This is a genomic window from Ensifer sp. 22521, from assembly GCF_052044795.1.
GTDB lineage: Bacteria > Pseudomonadota > Alphaproteobacteria > Rhizobiales > Rhizobiaceae > Ensifer.
Genome location: NZ_JBQENM010000007.1, coordinates 255011 through 273714, shown reverse-complemented (window position 1 = coordinate 273714; position 18704 = coordinate 255011). Strand labels below are relative to the sequence as shown.

Genomic DNA, 18704 nt, shown 5'->3' with positions numbered 1-18704 from the left:
CGGCGCTGTAGGAGACAATGAAATGGTCCGATGCGCAGGCCGTCTTTCAGGCCTCAGTTCAGCGGGATGGCGTTGCCGTCCTTGCTGTCCTGGTAGGTGGAGGAGAGTTCGTCGTACTTCGCGCGGATCGCGTCTGCGCGAGCCTTCAAATCCTTGCGCTGCGGCTCGGGCAGGCCGTCGATCAGCGCGTGGATCGACTGGCCCTTCCAAAACGCGTTCGTGCGGTTGTAGCCGCCGGGCTCCAGCGTGAAGACCTCCTTCAGGATTTTCAGGTCGTGCGGAATGGAGAAGCTGTCCCGGGAATCCTCGTGGCTGAAGAAGTAGTAGAAATTGTCGAAGCCCGCCCAGGTGATCGCCGACAGACACATCGAGCAGGGCTCATGCGTGCAGAGGAAGATGAGATCGCGGGAGTCCGGGCGCTCAGTACCCTCGATCTCGTAGAAGCGCTTCAGCGTGTGCACTTCGCCGTGCCAGAGCGGGTTTTCCGTTTCGTTGTTGGTCTCGACGAGCACGGTCGAAAGATCGGACTTGCGCATCAGTGCCGCGCCGAAGATCTTGTTGCCGGCAGCAACACCGGCTTCCGTTGCCGGGATGATGCCGCGCTCCATCGTGCCAAGCAGTGCATCGAGGAGTTGGTAGTTATCGGTCTGCTGTGTCATTCCCAGTGTCCTTTTGTTGGGTTTTGAGAGCAACGCCAGGAAAAACAGGAAACGGCTTCCTGCCCGGAATGGCGGGTTTCAAAGCAACTCCAGAAAAAGTGCGAAGCGGTTTTTCGTCCGGAGTTGCGTATTTCCGAGCAATCCCAAGAAAAGTGCGAAGCGGTTTTCCGTCCGGGATTGCGGGTCTCAGAGCAACTTCAGAAAAAGTGCGAAGCGGTTTTTCGTCCGGAGTTGCGTATTTCAGAGCAATCCCAGGAAAAGTGCGAAGCGGTTTTCCGTCCGGGATTGCGTGTTTCAAAACAATCCCAGGAAAAGTCTGAAGCGACTTCCGCCCGGGATTGCGTGTTCCAAAGATCGGGCCGGCTCAGTGCGCCTCCGCCGCAATCAGCGGCACTTCCGCGCCCTTGGCATCGTAGAGCTTGCCGTTGAGGAAGTAGTCGCCGTCATGCAGACGGGCGATGTCCTGGTAGCGGATCGTGCGCTCCGTTGCCGCGGCGAAGACCGACTGCTGATCGGAATTGCCTGCCGTGAAGTGGTTGAACAAGAGGTTGAGCAGGATCGCCATCACGGCGGCCGACGAGATGCCCGAATGGAAGATCGTCGCGACCCAGGCCGGGAAATGCTCGTAGAAGCCGGGGGCCGCAATCGGGATCATGCCGAAGCCGATCGAGGTGGCGACGATCACCAGGTTCATGTTGTTGTTGTACTCGACCTTGGACAGCGTACGGATGCCGCTAGCCGCGACCGTGCCGAAGAGCACGAGGCCGGCGCCGCCGAGAACGGAGGTCGGGACGGAAGCAACGACGCGCCCCATGATCGGCAAAAGGCCGAGCGTCACCAGGAACATTCCGCCCGTTGCCACCACATAGCGGCTCTTGACGCCGGTGACCGCCACGAGGCCGACATTCTGGGCAAAAGCGCTCTGGGTGAAGGAGCCGACGACAGGTGCCAGGATGCTCGACAGCATGTCGGCGCGCAGGCCGTCGCCGAGCCGGCGCGAATCCACCTTGGTCTCGACGATCTCGCCGACGGCGAGAATATCCGCCGAAGTTTCGACCAGCGTCACCATGATGACGATCAGCATGGAGATGATCGCCGCCAGTTCGAAGGTCGGATAACCGAAGTGGAAAATCTTCGGCAGCGCGAAGACCGGGCCGTTTGCCACCTGCGAAAAGTCGGTCATGCCGGCGACGTAGGCGATGCCCGTGCCGATCACGATCGAAAGCAGGATCGAAAGCCTGGAAATCGAAGCACTGCCGAGCTTGCTGAGCAGCAAGACGATGACGAGCGTCACCGCCGCAAGCTGAATGTTGGCGGTGCTGCCAAAGTCCGGCGCCGCCTTGTTGCCGCCCATGGCCCAGAACGCTGCCACCGGCATCAGCGTAAGGCCGATGGTGGTGATGACGATGCCGGTAACGAGCGGCGGAAAGAAGCGCGTGACGCGAGAGAATATCGGCGTGATCAGAAGACCGATCAGCGAGGCCGCGATGACGGCGCCGAGAATGGCCGGAATGCCGCCATTGCCTGAAATCGCGATCATCGTCGCGACGCCCGAGAACGAAACGCCCTGCACCAACGGCAGGCGGCTGCCGAAGAAAGGCAAGCCGATCGTCTGCAGGATAGTTGCGAGACCGCCAGCAAAGAGCGATGCGGTGACGAGCAGGCCGACATCGGCGGAATTCAAGCCCGCCGCCTGGCCAAGGATCAAGGGGACGGCAACGATGCCGCCATACATGGTTAAAACGTGCTGCAGACCATAGGCGAGGTTGGCGCCGATGCTCAGCCGTTCGTCTTCGGGATTCTGGGCCGGATTCTGGGCCAGATTCTGGGTACGCGTAGTGTCCTCTGAAATGCTTGCCAAGGGTCTCTCCTCCATCCCTTTGCGACGCGTCCCGTCTCCAGCGGGACAAGGCAAAGGCTACTGAAGGAGGGCAAATCGCGCTTGCCTAAAAAACGCGAAACACCTTTCGGATTTTGGGCGGGAATGGTTGGGCGGGAAAGTCGGCGAGACAGGCCGCTTCTCGGCCATTTCCGGCGATTGCAGCCGCAAGCGTCCGACCGCCCGGGCGGTCTGGCGCCGTCACCCGGCACGTCCAGAGGAGAGCAGAGATGATCGCATTCCGCAATGGCCTGGCAGTGGTGTCTCAGGCGTGCCGCCCGCCCGGCAGCGGAATGCGGACTACCGGCTCTCCTTGAACCGTTCCCACCGCTCTTCCCTTTCCTGGGCATAGGCCGGATTGAGCTCGGCGCTGAGATCCGCCCGCTTCAAGGGCTCGCCGCAGCTCTCGCAGAGCGGACCCAGCCCTGCCGGTTTGCCGCAGGTCAGATGGGTGTAGTTGACCGCCCGCCCCTCTTCGGGTGCCTTCACCCAGGCTTCGCCCCAGGCGCGCAGCGCCAGGATGACCGGGTAGAAGGCGTTTCCCTTTTCCGTCAGGTGATACTCAAAGCGCGGCGGGCGCTGGTTGTACTGGCGGCGTTCCACCATGCCTTCCGTTTCCAGCGCCTTCAGGCGCGCGGTGATCATCTGAGGCGTGCCCCCCGTCTGCGCCTGGATCTCCTCGAAGCGATGTCCGCGCATGAACAGCTCGCGCAGGATCAGCACGGTCCAGCGGTCCCCCACGACGGCCTCGGAGCGCGCCACCGGGCACAAGGTGCGTTCGGCAGAATTCTTTTCCACTTTGTAACTTTCTTTTTCATAGGCACTTGTCACTATGATTTTCATATCTAATATAAGCGATGTCGCACGGAATGCAACGGGCCATGAGGGCCCCCGCGATGCGGCCAGGCATTCAAAGGCCAAGCATGAAAAGGCCAGACATGAAAAGGAGTCTGCCATGAACAGCCACGAGACCGGCGATCTCGAGATCGTCGATTCCAGCTTCAGCGCCATCATCAACGCCCCCTTCGAGAAGGTCGACATACCGAGCTGGTGCTTTACGCTTGCCGAGGAGGAATACCGGCTTTGCTCCCCGGCCCATATTGCCGCCGGCGTTACCACAGCGCCCGACGGCAGACGCATGTCGATCAACGTCGAAACGATTGGCGGCACCCTGATGGTGCAGCACTATGTGGAGACGCTGAGCGAGAAGCATCACCTGGTGCTGGAGTCGGTCTCGGATCTCTTCCCGCCTTCGGGCCGGACCACGATCCATGTGCTTTGGGAACTGAGCGTCAGGCGCATTGACGAGCACACGTGCGAATTCACCAACCACGTTCGCTCCAGGGCGACGGAGGAATTCAAGGCCTCGCTCGACCGGCAAGGCATCCCCTTCGACGTGTTCCGCGCGCAGCGACAGCCGATGTCGATTGCGCACAACAAGGGCGAGACACCGCTGTTTGCTGCCAGCATCGAGCGTGCGGCGCTTCGAAACTAGGTCTCTATGAACCAATAAAAATGGAGACGACCATGTCAAAGCCGAATTACAGCAAAGAGACGACAGCCCTGCTCTTTGTCGACCCCTATAACGACTTCCTTTCGGAAGGCGGCAAGATCTGGGACCGGATCAAGCCGATCGCCGAGGACGTCGGGCTGATCGAGAACCTGAAGTCGATCGATGCCGCAATCCGCGCCGCCGGAATACGCGTCTTCATCGCCCCGCATCGCCGCTGGGAACCGGGCGACTACGAAGACTGGGCGCATCCCAGTCCGACCCAGCAGGCCATCATGCACCGCCACTCGTTCGCCCGCGGCGAATGGGGCGGGGAATGGCATCCGGATTTTGCGCCGAAGCCGGGGGACGTGGTGGCCAAGGAGCATTGGGGCCAGAGCGGCTTTGCCAATACCGACCTGGACCAGCAGCTGCGGCAACGCGGCATCACGCATCTCATCATCGTCGGCCTGCTCGCCAATACCTGCATCGAATCCACGGCCCGCTACGGCATGGAGCTCGGTTATCACGTGACCCTTGTGCGCGATGCGACGGCCGCCTTCACGCATGAAATGATGCATGCCGCCCACGATCTGAACGGCCCCACTTTCGCGCACGCGATCCTGACAACGGGCGAACTGCTCGAGGCCCTGCCGGCTTCGTGACGAAAGGCGCCGGCGAGAGCCTCGGGCCCGCTGCTCTGAAACGAAGAGACACGGACGGCACGCCGGTTTGTCGCGCCGTCCCCAGTGACCAGGGAAATGACCATGTCAAAATTCGTAGTACTTGGAACAATCGAAGCCGTTGCCGGCCATCGAGAACAGCTCATCCCCCTGTTGCAAGCCCATCGGGCTCGCTGCCTGCGTGATGAGAAAGGAACGCTCCGCTTCGACATCATGACGTCGAACGATGACGAGGCGAAAATCCACATCCACGAGGTCTATCAGGATGCAGCCGCTTTCGACCTGCATCTCGACGGCCCCTCGATCAAACAGTGGCGCGAAGAAACCGCAGGACTGGTCGCGGGCGTTGTCGTCCACAAAGCGACACCTGTCGAATAGGCGCCGAGGGTATGAAGCTCGGCAGCGGCGACCGCCGGCATCACCACGCGGGCCGCTGCCAGCGCCGTCCGAACCAAAGGCAAAATCTGTACCCTTCACCCCGGCAGCGGCGGCAGTTCAGGCGCGACCAGACCATGGAAAGGATCACGCCACGCCTCGATCTCTTCAAGCCGCCGCGACCAGCGCATGAGCGCCGGATAATCACCGATCGGTAGCCGCGCCGCGTCGTTAAAGGGCAGGAATGTCGCCATGCGGAAATCGGCGAAGGACACCGTGTCGCCGACCAGCCACGCGCGACCGGAGAGCTCAGCCTCGAGTATCCTCGCCGCCCTATGAAACTCCCGCAGCCCCTCCTCCACCATCGCTTCCTCGCAGGGGCCGATGCCGTAGCGCAGCTTGGTGCCGCGCTCCCAATGCACCATGTCGCAGGCTTTCACGAAGTTCTCCTTCCCCCAGCTGATCCAGCGGATCATCTCCGGCTCGTCGTCATCCGTCCGCCAGAAATTGGAACCGGTCTGGCGGGAAAGATAGCAGGCGATCGCATCCGCCTCCCAGAGCGACCGGCCGGTGCGCTCCAGGATCGGCAGCAGCAGGTTCGGATTGAGTGACCGGAAACGTTCGGCCTGGCCCGGCGCCATGGGTTCGGCAAATTCGAACGCGACCCCGGCCTGCAGATACCGCGCGACGGCAACCGCCAGGCGAGGATTAGGATTGCGGCTGAAGTAGAGCTTCATGCGGTGGCTCTCCGTTGGTGCACGTCATGAAGACGAACGAAGGCGCCGCGCGCCGACAGGTACGAAAGAAAAATCGACCGCCGCTTCGTCGCGAATGACTCCTAGCAGACCTGACGCGTAGCAGCCTGACTTCGCTCTGGGACAACTGGTTGCGGCCAGGCGCGGCTATGTATGCTATCCTGTCATCAACCAGGCTCTGCAAGGGAGCCCAGGTGACCAACAGGGACACTATCGAGTGGTGGACAAGTCCGTTCAGCGCCGTCTGGCTGCCATCCTTGCCGCCGATGTAGTCGGTTACAGTCGCCTCATGGGCGTGGACGAGGACGGCACCTTGGCGGTCGTGCGGAACCTCCGCGCCGAAGTGATCGAAACCAGGATCGCCGAGCACCAAGGTCGGCTGTTTAAGTCTATGGGGGATGGCTTTCTCGCGGAATTCCCCAGCGTCGTGAAGGCCGTGGCCTGCGCAGTCGCATTACAGAAGGATATGGCAGCACGGAACGCAGAGCTGTCAGAGGACCGAGCCATCCAACTCCGCATTGGCGTCAACTTGGGGGATGTGATTGCTGAGGATGGCGATGTTTTCGGTGAAGGCGTGAACGTCGCTGCGCGGATCGAGGGACTTGCCCCGGCGGGCGGCATTGCAGTCACCGGCATGGTTCATGACAACGTAGGAAGTCGCCTTGATCTCTCGTTTGAAGACATGGGTGAGCAGCAACTCAAGAATATCGCCCAGCCGGTCCGGGTCTATAGTCTGGGAGCTCCCTCAGGAACATCGGTGCGACCAACAGCGGTAGAACGAATCAAACCGTCCATAGCAGTACTGCCATTTACCAACATGAGTGGTGATCCCGGGCAACAGTACATTTCCGATGGGATCACCGAGGATATCATTACCGAACTCGCCCGCTTTCACGGCCTATCCGTAGTAGCTCGCCACGCGTCGTTTCATTTTGCCAACAAAGGAAAAAGTCATAGCGAAGTAGCGCGGGAACTGGGCGTTGCCTATGTAGTTGAGGGTAGTCTACGCAAATTGGGCGACCGAATACGCATCACAGCCCAGTTGGTCGATGCCATAACCGGCACTCACGTCTGGGCCGACCGCTACGATCGCGATGCGCAGGATATCTTCGCTGTCCAGGACCTTGTTGTGGCCGCAATAGTAACAATGCTGGAGGGCCGCATGTACGCTGCAGAAGCAGCAAAAGCCCGTGCAAAACCAACTACTAGCTGGTCGGCTTATGACTGTCTGTTACAAGGCCGCAATCTATGTGACCATCAGCGTGATGCCGAAGCCGTACCCCTACTTGAGCGGGCAATTGCCGTCGATCCGCATTTTGCACTTGCGCATGCCTGGCTGGCGATAGCTCTTACCATCAGCAATATCATTGTGCTCGATGACGATCAGATGGCCAAGGCCGAGAGCGCTTCGAAACAAGCGCTGGAACTAGATGCCAACGACGCCACGTCTCATTGGGCAAGAGCGCTCTACTACCTTTGGACAGGAGACCATGACCGTTCACGCTTCCATTTTGACAGGGCGCTGACACTCAATCCGGCCGATATACAGATTAAGGGCGACTACGCGAACTGGCAGCGCGCCAGTGGCAGGCCGGCCGATGCGTTGGCCACAATCGATGCCGCCATAGGCTTGGGTCCCTTCGTGCCCGATTGGTTTGCAGCGGTTCGCGGCCTGACGCTCTTTGACCTCGCTCGATATGCTGACGCAGTCGAAGCGCTCGAGAGTGTCCCTGTACAACGCTCCAGTGGCCTCTTGTACCTAGCCGCCGCGCGCGCGCAATTAGGCGACTTAACTGGTGCAAGTGAGGTGATCGCCAAGGTGAAGCTGGTGAAACCGGATTTATCGCTTCGAAATGTGATCCAGGTACTGCACTACGCACGCCCTGAAGCTCAGCAACACTTGATTGATGCCCTGCGGAAGGCGGGGCTGCCGGAGCAGTATGTGCGCCCCTTACGAGCAAGTTGAGTTAACTTCTGCTTGTGGCCCATTGCTTCTTTTAGCTGCGCTGCAAACGTTGGTCGCTTTCGGTGCATAGCGGACGCCGGCAAGTCGTCCGCCCGGCTGATTTATGGGTTCACGGCCTAGCGCATCCCGCTCTCAAGTGGAAGCACTGGAGGCGAAAGATGCTCTAGAATCAAAGTGCTAGGGCGTCCTTTGTGCGTTCAGTCGAACGCACGGCAGGTGACGTTGGGTTAGTTGCGACTGCGCCAGAGCAAGACCGACAGCACCGCATGAACTGCGACCGCGGGCCACAGAAGGACGCCCGCGGAGCCAGTTAGTCCGAAATAGGCCAGATAGAGTGTGACTGCCGCACTGTAGATCAGCATGCCGAGGAGACCTGAGTTCCTCCAGCAGGCAACGCCGAGTGCGATCAGGGCAATACCGGCCACCCGGGCCGTCGGGATAGCGGGCCCGGTCAGTGCCTCGCCAAGCAATACCTGCCCCACGAACGAAGGCAGCACCACCAGCGCGAGGCCTGTTGCCATCTCCGCGAAGGCGGCGAGATCAAGCACGCGTATCATAGGAACGCACCTCTGCTAGCCGTTTATGTCCAAGCCTTGCGATGCACCGGCGCTAGAGCATCCCGCTCTCAAGTGGAATCACTGGAAGCGGAAAGATGGCCTAGATTCAAAGTACTAGAGCGTCCTTTGTGCGTTCGCTTGAACGCACGGCGCTCTAGGGCGTTGCGTTTGGCTTCAGCTCAAAAGTCAGCTTGTCGATCTTGCCCGTGAAGCGGAAGGGCGTGTCGTAGCGGTATTCCAGCAAGGCGACGCCGGTGCGTGTGTCGAGACCGACGTCAAAGGTCTCATCCTCGGGGAAGGTAACCGGGATGCCGTGGTCGATGCTGTTCGTGGCGACCTCCTGGCCGTCGACCGACAGAACGCCCGTGCCGCCGGCGCCAAGTCCCTTTCCATCCGACTTGAAGTCGAAGACGATCGTGTGTTTGCCGGGTTCGAGTTCCGGTCCCTCCCACATGGTGCGCTTGAGGTCGAGGAGATTGTAGAGGAACACGACCTTCCCACTGCCGACACCGAAGTCTCCCTGGCTGAGGAAGAGGCCGTAACCGCCAAAGCGGCCGCCTTCGGTGACGATCATGCCTTGCGCACCGCCGTCCGGTATCTCGACGTCGGCAGTAATCGTATAGGACTTGTTCAAGGTGCTGGGCGCAGCACTGCCCGGCACACCGCTCAATTCTCCCTGATAGGTGAATTCCGTCCGTCCGGCCGTCAGGTTGGGTCGAGGGGCGTTCCAGCGTGCGAGCGTCGAATTGTCGAGCGGCAGCACGTTGTACTTCTTCGCTTCGGCATAGAAGAGGTCCTGCAATTCCTTGAGCTTGTCAGGCATTTTGGCGGCAAGATCGGTGAACTGCGTCGGGTCTTCGTCGACGTTGTAGAGTTCCCAATTGTAGCCGGTGATCACGTCGGGAGGCGTCTTGGTGCTGAGTTCCCACGGCAGTGTTGCGGGCGTCGTCGCGGCGACCCATCCCTCGTGGTAGATCGCGCGGTTTCCCAGCATCTCGAAGTACTGCGTCTGGTGTTGCGTCGGGGCAGTGGCATTCGCCTTGTCCCATGTATAGGCCAAGCTGACGCCTTCGATCGGCTCCTGCTTGATGCCGTTGATCGTCTCCGGTTGCGGGATGCCTGCCGCCTCCAGGATCGTCGGCACGATGTCGATGAAGTGGTGGAACTGCGCGCGGATCCCGCCCGCGTCGTTGATATGGCCGGGCCAGGACATGGCCATGCCCTGCGCCGTCCCGCCGAAATGCGACGGCACCTGCTTTACCCACTTGAACGGTGTCCCCATTGCCCAGGCCCAGCCGGCTGCGAAATGCGGGAATGTCCGCTCCGAACCCCAGAATGGATACCAGAGAAACTGGTCCTTAACCGGAACTTCGACACCGTTGAATGTGGTGAACTCATTCGGTGTGCCGTTGAGCATGCCCTCGGCGCTCGCTCCGTTGTCGCCGCCGATGTAGATGATCAGGGTGTTGTCGAGCTCTCCGAGGTCTTCCACCGCCTGGATGACCCGCCCGATCTCGTTGTCAGCATAGGCAAGGTAGGCGCCGTACACATCGGCCTGCCTGATGAACAGTTTCTTCTGCTCGAAACTGAGCGAATCCCATTGCGGTAAACTGTCGGGCCAAGGCGTGAGCTTCGCGTTCTCAGGCATGATGCCGAGCCGCTTCTGATTGGCGAAGATCGTCTCGCGAACCTTGTTCCAGCCCTCGTCGAAGAGGTGCATGTCGCTGATCTTCTTGATCCATTCGGGCGTCGGGTGGTGCGGCGCATGGGTGGCGCCAGGCACGTAATATACGAGCCAGGGCTTGCCGGGGGCGATCTCGCTCAGTTGCTTGATGTGCTGGATCGCGTCGTCGGCCATGGCCGTTTCCAGGTTCCATTTGGGATTGCCTTCAAACGGATAGATGGCAGTCGTGTTGCGGAACAGGTTCGGTTGCCACTGGCTGGCATCGCCGCCGACGAAGCCGTAGAAATAATCGAAACCCATGCCCGTCGGCCACTGGTTGAAGGGCCCCGCCTGGCTCGATTGATAGGACGGCGTGTTGTGGTTCTTGCCGAACCATGAGGTGGCGTAGCCATTTTCCTTGAGGATCGTGCCGATCGTTCCTTTCTCGATGGGAATGATTGAATCGTAACCGGGATACCCGGTAGCGATTTCGCCGACCACGCCGAAACCGACGGAATGGTGATTGCGCCCGGTGATCAGCGCCGCACGAGACGGCGAGCAAAGCGATGTCGAGTGGAAGTTCGTGAAGCGCAACCCCTCTTTGGCGATGCGGTCCATCGCCGGTGTCGGAATGACCCCGCCGAAGGTGCTCGGCGCGCCGAAGCCTTGGTCGTCCGTCATGATGAGCAGCACATTGGGAGCGCCTTTCGGAGGCACGACACGCGGCGTCCACCAGGGCGTCGATTCCGAGGCTTTTTCCTTGATCACGCCGCCAAAAGCCGGACTTGGCGACGGAAGCTGCTTACCCGTAATTGTCGTGGTCGCTCCGGGTGCGCCGAGCGTCCCTGAAACCTGCGTGCCCATGCGGACGTAAAACCAAGCGCGAAGAAGGCTGCACCCGCAAGCATGCTCTGGCCAATGGTCATGGCGAACACCTCTACTGCAGATCGTTGAATTCTCTCCGAATTAGAACGGTCTAATATACGCATATCACTGCGTGTGGGAAAGGTAAAAGACCGGTCGTAAAACTCGCGCGCGTTAGGTTCAATGTCCCAAGGCGGCTGATGCCGACACAGGCAAACATGAATCACGCAAAAACATGCTCGTTTGAGCGGGACTCACGTATAGCGATGCAAGCATCCCAGCGATCGACGCGGGCGTCGCGTCTTTCGTTGCCTGAACAATTCCGTTCTGGCTGCGTTCATAATTACGAGCGCTAAATGGGACCGACGTTTAGGAGGTGACATACATGAAGAAGATCATTTCAATCAGCCTGCTGCTCGCGTCGCTGATACCGGGCGCAGCACTGACGCCGGGCACAGCACTGGCCCAGGGCGTAGAGCTCTATCTCGATGGCGGTGGGCCAAGATATGACGATGGCCGACGCTATTACGACGACGAGGACTACGGCGACGACTATTATCGCGACCGCTACTATCGCGACCGCCAGTATCGCGATCGCCGCGCCCAGCGCCGCATTTGTACCCCGCAACGCGCTTTGGCGATAGCGCGGGCCGAGGGCTTGCAGGGCGCCAGAGTCGGTCGAACCACCAATCAGTGGATCGAAATTAGAGGGTCGCACCGTCGCACGATCGTCTTCGGCCTTCAGCCCAACTGCCCGGTTCGCGGCTATAACAACTGGTAAAATGCATTGGGGGTTTTCCGTCGACGGTTGGGGCGATCTTCGCCCCCACCCGGGTGGACGGGCCCAACCCGGGCCTCTCCTCCACCCCCAACTGCGAACGGCTGGCCGGCCCGCGGCGTGAACCTCATCCGTCGGCGGACGATACTGGCGCCTTCCAAACACCGTGACGACAGGGCCCTTCGGCTCGCCCCCTTTGAACCGCCCGAGCACCTGCTGCCCTATTGCCGCCGGAGCTTTGCCCGGCCGGCTTACAGCCGTTCGTATCATGGAGATGGCGCGCTGCATCAAGGCTGACGAGAGAGCGCACCCTGCGCCGCCAAACGGATCGCCCCACCCTGCGCGCCTGGAGCGTTGGCCGGGCGGTCCCATTCGGCGTCGAACCCTGCGGCGCAAGATTGCGAGCGCCATGCCGCCCCCAACAGATCGACCGTCTCGGCATCTGTGAATTTGCTTCCTAATACCTGCGAACCCGGTCTGCCTACCGGCGATCCACGGGCTGACCTATTTCTCTGTCCACCCTCGACGCAGGCAGGGCCTGCCCCATTGATCAGCAAAGGACAGTGAAATGGCACTCAAGGACATTCTTCCCGGCACGCTCGGCTTCGGCGCCGCACCGCTCGGCAACATGTTCCGCGATATCCCGGAACAGGAGGCGCTCGGCACCGTGGAGGCCGCCTGGGACGACGGCATCCGCTATTTCGACAACGCCCCCTTCTATGGCGCCGGCCTCGCCGAAATCCGCATGGGCGAATCGCTGGCCGGCCGTCCGCGTGACGAATACGTCATCAGCACCAAGGTCGGCCGGGTCATCCTCGACGAGATCGAGGATGTCAGCGCCCGCGATCTCGGGGAAAAGGGCGACGTCTTCCGCTATGGCCGGCCCAACAAGATCGTCAACGACTATTCCTATGACGCGACGCTGCGCTCGATCGAAGACAGCCTGAAGCGCCTGAAGACCGACCGGATCGAGATCGCCTTCGTCCACGACGTCGCCCAGGATTTCTACGGCGACGAATGGCTGGATGTGTTCGAGACCGCCCGCAAGGGCGCGTTCAAGGCGCTTGACCGGCTGCGCGACGAGGGCGTGATCAAGGCCTGGGGCCTCGGCGTCAACCGTGTCGAGCCGATCGAACTGCTGCTCGCGCTCGAAGGCCCCCGCCCCGACGGCTTCCTGCTTGCCGGCCGCTATACCCTGCTCGATCACGACCGCGCCCTGCAGCGCGTCATGCCTGTTGTCGCCGAACGCGGCCTCGGCATCATCGTCGGCGGCCCCTATAGCTCGGGTGCCCTGGTTGGCGGACCGAACTTCGAATATGCCCCGGCCACGCCCGCAATCCTTGCAAAGGTCGCGCGCATCAAGGCGATCGCCGACCGCCACGGCATCAGCATGAAGGCCGCGGGTCTGCAATTCGCGCTCGCCAACCCGGCGGTCGCCGCCGTCATCCCCGGCGCCAGCCAGCCGAGCCGCATTGCGGAAGACCGCGCGGCGCTGAACGAGGTCATTCCCGCCGATTTCTGGCGCGAACTCAGGGCAGCCGGCCTGGTCAATCCCGCCGCTCCCCTGCCGATAGCCTGAGCGAGAGCGTGAACTGTGCCCGCCCGCTATCTTGCGGGCGGGGCAGCCGCTACCGGATCCTCCGCCAGAAAGCGCTGCAGGCGCGGCACGGCAAAATCGAGGAACGCGCGCACGCGCGCCGGCAGATGCTGGGCACCGCGATAGAGCGCATGAATTTCATCAGCCTCGGCAATGGCGCTGTCGGCAAGCACCTCGACGAGCTCTCCGCGGGCGACCGGGCCGCGGACGTGATAGTCGGCGATCCGCCCGATCCCGACGCCTGCCATCGCCATGCGGCGGATGGTTTCGCCGTTATTGGTCAGAAGCGAGCCGCTCAGCATCCGCTCGACGATCCGCCCGCCCTCGCGCATCGGCCAGACGGGGTTTGCCCGGCGAAAATTGAACCCCAGGCAATTATGCCTCAGCAGATCCTCCGGCGTTTTCGGCACGCCCCACCTGGCGAGATAGGCGGGTGAAGCGACGATGCGCCTTTTTGTCGTGCCGATCTTGCGCGCCATCAGATTGGAATCCGGGAGACGCCCGACCCGGATCGCGACATCGGTCCGTTCGAGATAGAGGTCGACCACCTCGTCGGACAGCGAGAGGTCGATGACGATCTTCGGATAGGCTTCAAAGAAAGCGGGCAGGATCGGCTCCAGCGCCGCCGTGCCGAAGCTGACGGACGAACTCACCCGGATCAGCCCCTCGGGTGCTGCACCTCCTTGGGCGATCTGCTGCTCGGTCTCGTCGAGATCGGCAAGCAGCCTCTGGCTCCGCTCGTAATAGAACGCGCCTTCATCCGTCAAAAGCAGCCGCCGCGTCGAACGCTCGACCAGGCGGATGCCGAGCCGAGCTTCCAGCCGTTGAATGAGCTTGGATACGGTCGACGGCGTCATCATGAGCTGCCGCGCCGCGTCGGAAAAACTGCCGGCCTCGACCACCTGGACAAAGACCATCATCTCGCCTGCGCGGTTATCCATGACGCCACCCGGTTCGAATTCGAAAACCCGCCGTCAGGCTATCGCGGAAACCTCGACCTGTCGCCCTGTCCCGTCATGCCGGTACGAACGGCCGGAGAGCCTCGACCAGTTCGGTGGTGCCGTAGCAAACCTCCCCCTGCGGCTCGACGTCGATCAACCCGCCTTTGTTGTGCGCGTCGTAGAGATCGACCAGGAGCCCGGCGGTGCTTGCGCTCACAGTCCGCTTAAGCGCCTCCTGCCAGTGTTCGCGCGGCACGGCCTGAGCGGTGATCGTGCGGCCCAGCAACTGGCTCAAGGCGCTGGCGACATCCGCGGCGCTATAGCGGCGCGGTCCTTCGGCGTGAACGATGCGCTCGACGTCTGCCGCACTCGGTCGGCGCAGGAAATCGGCGGCGATGCGCCCCACATCGCCGGTCGAAACGGCGGCAAATGTCCGCTCGACCGGGTGGTGCAGGCTCGGCAGGCTGCCCGTCGCGATCGCCGTAGGTATGCCGCGGGCCCAGCCCTCCATATGCTCCGCCGAGCGCAGGAACACCTTGGGCATGGCGAGCTCGCGAAGGCGCTCCTCGAAAAGACGGAACACGGTGGGCATGCCGATATCTTCGCCGACATGGGCGCCATAGTCGGAGATTGCCAGCACGCGTTCCGGCCCTGCGCGCGCAATCGCCTCGGCCATGTTCGCCGTCATCCGGCGCATATCTCCCTTCGCGTCCTCGGCCCTGAGCGGCGGCGGCAGGATGATCTGCACGGCTTGCGCCCCCGCGAATGCCTGGCGGAGTGCCGCCGGATCCTGCAGATCGGCGAGCGCGATGTCGCAACCGATCGCCCGCAACTTCTCCGCCTTGGCCGCGTCGCGCAGCACCGCCCTGACCGGCAGGCCCGCCTCGCGCAGTGCCGTTGCCGTTGAGAACTCCACCTTTCCGGCGGCCCCGAGAAGAACAAACATGATCTCTTTCCTTGCTGAAGACAGGCAAGGACTAGGGACCGCGAGGGCCAGCGTCGCACAGATTCGGTCAGGATTTTGCAGCTTCGGTCAGATTTCCGCCGCGCGCCGCATGATCTCGCCAGGCGTCTCGCCCAGAAGCCGGCGCATCGTCGAAGCCATATGGCTTTGATGGGCGAAGCCGGCGGCGACCGCAATCTCGCTCGCCGGCATCATCGTCGTGGTCATCAGCGCACGGGCATGCTCGACGCGGCGGCGGATCACATATTGGTGCACCGGCAGGCCGGTGCTGTTGCGAAACAGGGTCTTCAACCGCGTGGCGCTCAAACCCGCGACCGCGGCGAGGTCGACAAGATGAAGCCGCTTGTCCAGATTGGTCTCGATGAACTCGGTCAGAACCCGCAATTGCCGCGCCGAGAGTTTCGGTTCGCTCCGCCCTTCCGGCCGTTGCGGCCCGCCGGTCGCCGTCTCGATCAGCCGCACCGCAAGCGCATTGGCAAGCAGGTCGATATAAAGCGGATCGGATGGCGTGTCGGCCTCCAGATCCGCCTTGATCGCCCAACCGATCGCTTCGAGCCTGGTGTCGCGCAGCTGCAATTGCGGCAGCAACTCCACCCTGTCGCCATGCCGCCCGAGGTCGGCCGCGACCCGGTCGAGCAGCGATCGCGAGAAACTGAGCCGCAGGATCCGGCAGTCGGCATCATCCTCCCAGGAACCCTCGACCCCGGCCGGGATGATGTCGATATCGCCCGGCTTCTGCACCCGCCGCATGCGCCGGCCACCGCATTGGCAATCGGCGTTAACCGGCGGGCCGAAATGCATGCCGAGCCTATGGGTGTCACTGCCCGGCACATGCACCCGGCCGCGCGGAATATGGATGAAGTCGGCCGAAAGCACGTTCCATGCCCGCCCGGCACTGGTGAGCAGGATCTGTGGCGATGGTTGAATGGAAGAAAGTGACATGACCTGCTGCGACCTGGACCTCGGCATGGGGTGGCCATGCTACGTCGCAACAGGCGGCTTAACAACGGCGGGCGCGCAGTTGATCGCCACCTTTGCTTCCGCTGCCAGATCAGGCTTCCGTTGCTCCATCAGAACGGGTTGATATAGTTGGTGATCGCGATCTGGCGCAAAAGCACCCGGCGGATCACATGCGCCGCCTTTACCCGGTCGGTGAATACAGCGGCAACCCCTGCCGCGCCCGCGGGCAGCCTTGCGGCAAAGGCCTCGTCATCTAGCCTGATCCGCACGATGAAGGGCGCGGCCGATACCGCCTCCGGCGCCACCGCCGTGCCGGAGACGCGCGCCTGCCCGGAGGCGATCGCCTGCAGTCAGAGGAACGGGAAAGTCGCAACGCCGAGTTTGCCAACTGACCGTTAGCTGGCATCGGAGGGCGGCGGGCGAGCTTTTGCCCGCTTGTCCTGCTCGCTGGCCCGCCCCCCTCATCGCCCTGGTGATCTTGATCAAAGTCAAGGAAATCCCCGCAGCGCCGTGCGATTGTTTCCGTGCAGTAGCTCAGTCTTTCGCGAAGCGACCGTGCCGCACGGAGGGGAAAGCGATGAGAAACAAGTCTGCCAAATTGATCCTTGCAAGCATTCTGAGCCTTGGCCCGGCGCTCCCGGCAGCCGCACAGGAACATAACGACACCGGCACGCTGGACACGGCCAAGGCCGAAAAGGCTTTTGCCGCCAAGCCGCTCTATTCGCCCTACGCAGGCCGCAATTTTCCGACCCGCCCCCTGTTCGGCGACACGCATCTTCACACCGGAGCCTCATTCGACGCCGGCGCGTTCGGGGCGCGGCTGACGCCGCGCGACGCCTATCGCTTCGCCCGCGGCGAAGAGGTCATGGCGTCGAGCGGCCAGCCCGCCAAGCTGTCGCGCCCGCTCGACTTCCTGGTGGTCTCCGACCACTCCGACAACATGGGCATGTTTCCGGACCTCTTCGCCGGCAAGCCGGAGGTTATCTCCGATCCGCAGGCCAAGACCTGGTACGACATGATCAAGTCGGGCCAGGGCGGCAAGGCGGCGATGGAAATCATCGTCGGGTTCAGCGAGGGCACCCTGCCGCAGTCGATGATCTACGGGCCCGACACCCGCCCCTACAAGAACGCCTGGCAGGACACGATCAAGGCGGCCGAGGAATATAACGAGCCCGGCCGCTTCACCGCCTTCATCGGCTACGAATGGACATCGAACACAGCGGGCAACAACCTGCACCGCAACGTCATCTTCCGCGACAATGCCGACAAGGCGAACGAGGTCTTGCCCTACACGACGCTGAAGCCGCTCGGCAGCGACAATCCGCGCGACCTGTGGAAGTGGATGCAGGCCTACGAGGACAAGACCGGTGGCAGTGTGCTGGCGATCGCCCACAACGGCAACCTGTCCAACGGGCGCATGTTCCCGATGATCGAATCCTTCACCGGCAAGCCGGTGGACAAGGACTATGTCGAGCAACGCGCCCGCTGGGAACGGCTCTATGAGACAACCCAGACCAAGGGCACCGGCGAGGCGCACCCGGCGCTCGCGCCCAATGACGAGTTCGCAAACTTCGAGATCTGGGACTTCGGCAACCTCGATGCCAGCGAGCGCAAGACGCCGGACATGCTCGAATTCGAATATGCGCGCTCGGCGTTCAAGAACGGCCTTAAGCTCGAGGCTCAACTCGGCACCAATCCCTACAAGTTCGGGTTGGTGGGCAGCTCGGACTCGCATACCGGTCTGTCGGCCATGGAGGAAGAGAACTTCTTCGGCAAGACGACCCCCCAGGAACCGAGCCCGGAACGACTGACTGCAACCTTCGTCAAGAACCCTAAGACCAACATAACGGTGATGGACTGGGAGGTCGGGGCGTCTGGCTACGCAGCCGTCTGGGCGGTGGAAAACACCCGCGAGTCAATCTGGGACGCCATGCAGCGCAAGGAGACCTATGCGACAACAGGACCGCGCATGCTCGTGCGCTTCTTCGGCGGCTGGGACTTCGAACCGGCCGATGCCGAAGGCCGCAATCCCGGCGCCATCGGCTATGCCAAGGGCGTGCCCATGGGTGGCGATCTGACGGCGGCGCCTGAGGGCAAGGCACCGACATTTCTCGTTGCCGCGCTCAGGGACCCGATCGGCGCCAATCTCGATCGTTACCAGGTCGTCAAGGGCTGGCTTGACGACAAGGGCGAGACGCACGAACAGGTCTACGATGTCGCCTGGGGCGGAGACCGCAAGCCGGGCCCGGACAGCAAAGTGCCGTCTGTCGGCGATACGGTCGACATCGAGAACGCCACATGGACCAACACCATCGGCGCGCCCGAGCTGATCGCGGTCTGGAAGGACCCGGAGTTCGACCCGAAGCAGAAGGCCTTCTACTACGGCCGCGTCATCGAGATCCCGACGCCCCGGTGGACGGCCTATGACGCCAAGCGTTTCGGGACGAGGCCGCTGGAAGGCACGCGCATGACCGTGACCGAGCGCGCCTACACCTCTCCGATCTGGTACACGCCATAATCCGGGAGATGGATGACCGCATGCGGGCGGACGCACGAAGACCATGCGCCCGCCGC

General features: G+C 62.1%; 16 protein-coding genes and 1 pseudogene. 7 read left to right on the top strand and 10 right to left on the bottom strand.

Annotated features, from left to right (window positions below; all coding sequences use genetic code 11):
• Positions 1-53: 53 nt before the first annotated feature.
• From ACTJKE_RS12835 to ACTJKE_RS12825, 3 genes are all read right to left on the bottom strand, one after another.
• Positions 54-659: a nucleoside deaminase gene (locus ACTJKE_RS12835; RefSeq protein WP_113512681.1), complete on the bottom strand. Its 606-nt coding sequence runs from the start codon at positions 657-659 to the stop codon at positions 54-56.
• 364 nt (positions 660-1023) lie between these two features.
• Entirely contained in the window at positions 1024-2535 is a 1512-nt protein-coding gene (locus tag ACTJKE_RS12830; RefSeq protein WP_113512679.1) for a nucleobase:cation symporter-2 family protein, read from the bottom strand.
• Positions 2536-2838: 303 nt separating this feature from the next.
• Positions 2839-3336, bottom strand: coding sequence for a winged helix-turn-helix transcriptional regulator (locus tag ACTJKE_RS12825; RefSeq protein ID WP_057254424.1), 498 nt, complete (start codon positions 3334-3336; stop codon positions 2839-2841).
• Between the two features lie 157 nt (positions 3337-3493).
• Here ACTJKE_RS12825 and ACTJKE_RS12820 point away from each other — a divergent pair, with 157 nt between their 5' ends.
• The 3 genes from ACTJKE_RS12820 to ACTJKE_RS12810 all read left to right on the top strand — a co-directional run bounded on the left by ACTJKE_RS12820 (position 3494) and on the right by ACTJKE_RS12810 (position 5088).
• Positions 3494-4033, top strand: coding sequence for a hypothetical protein (locus ACTJKE_RS12820; RefSeq protein ID WP_057253882.1), 540 nt, complete (start codon positions 3494-3496; stop codon positions 4031-4033).
• 32 nt (positions 4034-4065) lie between these two features.
• A complete protein-coding gene (locus ACTJKE_RS12815) occupies positions 4066-4692 on the top strand; it encodes an isochorismatase family cysteine hydrolase (protein WP_057253880.1) in 627 nt (208 codons plus the stop codon).
• A gap of 96 nt (positions 4693-4788) precedes the next feature.
• On the top strand, positions 4789-5088 hold the full coding sequence (locus ACTJKE_RS12810) for a putative quinol monooxygenase (protein ID WP_348272234.1): 300 nt from the start codon (positions 4789-4791) through the stop codon (positions 5086-5088).
• A 95-nt stretch (positions 5089-5183) separates the two neighbouring features.
• Here the strand turns inward: ACTJKE_RS12810 and ACTJKE_RS12805 are convergent, their stop codons facing one another.
• The gene (locus tag ACTJKE_RS12805; protein ID WP_112994446.1) at positions 5184-5822 is read right to left on the bottom strand and encodes a glutathione S-transferase family protein; all 639 of its coding nucleotides are present in this window, start codon (positions 5820-5822) and stop codon (positions 5184-5186) included.
• A gap of 235 nt (positions 5823-6057) precedes the next feature.
• On the opposite strand from ACTJKE_RS12805, the gene ACTJKE_RS12800 reads away from it, so the two are divergent.
• Entirely contained in the window at positions 6058-7806 is a 1749-nt protein-coding gene (locus ACTJKE_RS12800) for an adenylate/guanylate cyclase domain-containing protein (RefSeq protein ID WP_113479429.1), read from the top strand.
• A 227-nt stretch (positions 7807-8033) separates the two neighbouring features.
• On the opposite strand, the gene ACTJKE_RS12795 is transcribed toward ACTJKE_RS12800, so the two are convergent.
• Together ACTJKE_RS12795 and ACTJKE_RS12790 are read right to left on the bottom strand one after the other, a co-directional pair.
• A complete protein-coding gene (locus ACTJKE_RS12795; protein WP_112994448.1) occupies positions 8034-8363 on the bottom strand; it encodes a hypothetical protein in 330 nt (109 codons plus the stop codon).
• 154 nt (positions 8364-8517) lie between these two features.
• A complete protein-coding gene (locus tag ACTJKE_RS12790; RefSeq protein ID WP_440691893.1) occupies positions 8518-10890 on the bottom strand; it encodes an arylsulfatase in 2373 nt (790 codons plus the stop codon).
• 385 nt (positions 10891-11275) lie between these two features.
• On the opposite strand from ACTJKE_RS12790, the gene ACTJKE_RS12785 reads away from it, so the two are divergent.
• Together ACTJKE_RS12785 and ACTJKE_RS12780 are read left to right on the top strand one after the other, a co-directional pair.
• On the top strand, positions 11276-11671 hold the full coding sequence (locus ACTJKE_RS12785; protein WP_057253870.1) for a hypothetical protein: 396 nt from the start codon (positions 11276-11278) through the stop codon (positions 11669-11671).
• 565 nt (positions 11672-12236) lie between these two features.
• Positions 12237-13247 (top strand): aldo/keto reductase, encoded by a 1011-nt coding sequence (locus ACTJKE_RS12780; protein WP_058324842.1) that lies wholly within the window; start codon positions 12237-12239, stop codon positions 13245-13247.
• Positions 13248-13273: 26 nt separating this feature from the next.
• Here ACTJKE_RS12780 and ACTJKE_RS12775 read toward each other — a convergent pair whose 3' ends face one another.
• From ACTJKE_RS12775 to ACTJKE_RS12760, 4 genes and pseudogenes are all read right to left on the bottom strand, one after another.
• Positions 13274-14206: a LysR family transcriptional regulator gene (locus ACTJKE_RS12775; RefSeq protein ID WP_440639629.1), complete on the bottom strand. Its 933-nt coding sequence runs from the start codon at positions 14204-14206 to the stop codon at positions 13274-13276.
• Positions 14207-14279: 73 nt separating this feature from the next.
• Positions 14280-15152 carry an NmrA family NAD(P)-binding protein gene (locus ACTJKE_RS12770; protein ID WP_440691892.1) on the bottom strand — a complete coding sequence of 291 codons (873 nt, stop codon included), beginning with the start codon at positions 15150-15152 and terminating at the stop codon, positions 14280-14282.
• An 87-nt stretch (positions 15153-15239) separates the two neighbouring features.
• Positions 15240-16112, bottom strand: a complete 873-nt coding sequence (locus ACTJKE_RS12765) for a helix-turn-helix transcriptional regulator (protein ID WP_440639631.1) — start codon at positions 16110-16112, stop codon at positions 15240-15242.
• A 128-nt stretch (positions 16113-16240) separates the two neighbouring features.
• Positions 16241-16480 (bottom strand): annotated as a pseudogene (locus ACTJKE_RS12760) (efflux transporter periplasmic adaptor subunit); the annotation flags it as partial.
• 227 nt (positions 16481-16707) lie between these two features.
• On the opposite strand from ACTJKE_RS12760, the gene ACTJKE_RS12755 reads away from it, so the two are divergent.
• Complete coding sequence (locus ACTJKE_RS12755; RefSeq protein ID WP_057253858.1) at positions 16708-18648, top strand: DUF3604 domain-containing protein; 1941 nt, start codon at positions 16708-16710, stop codon at positions 18646-18648.
• Positions 18649-18704: the final 56 nt, after the last annotated feature.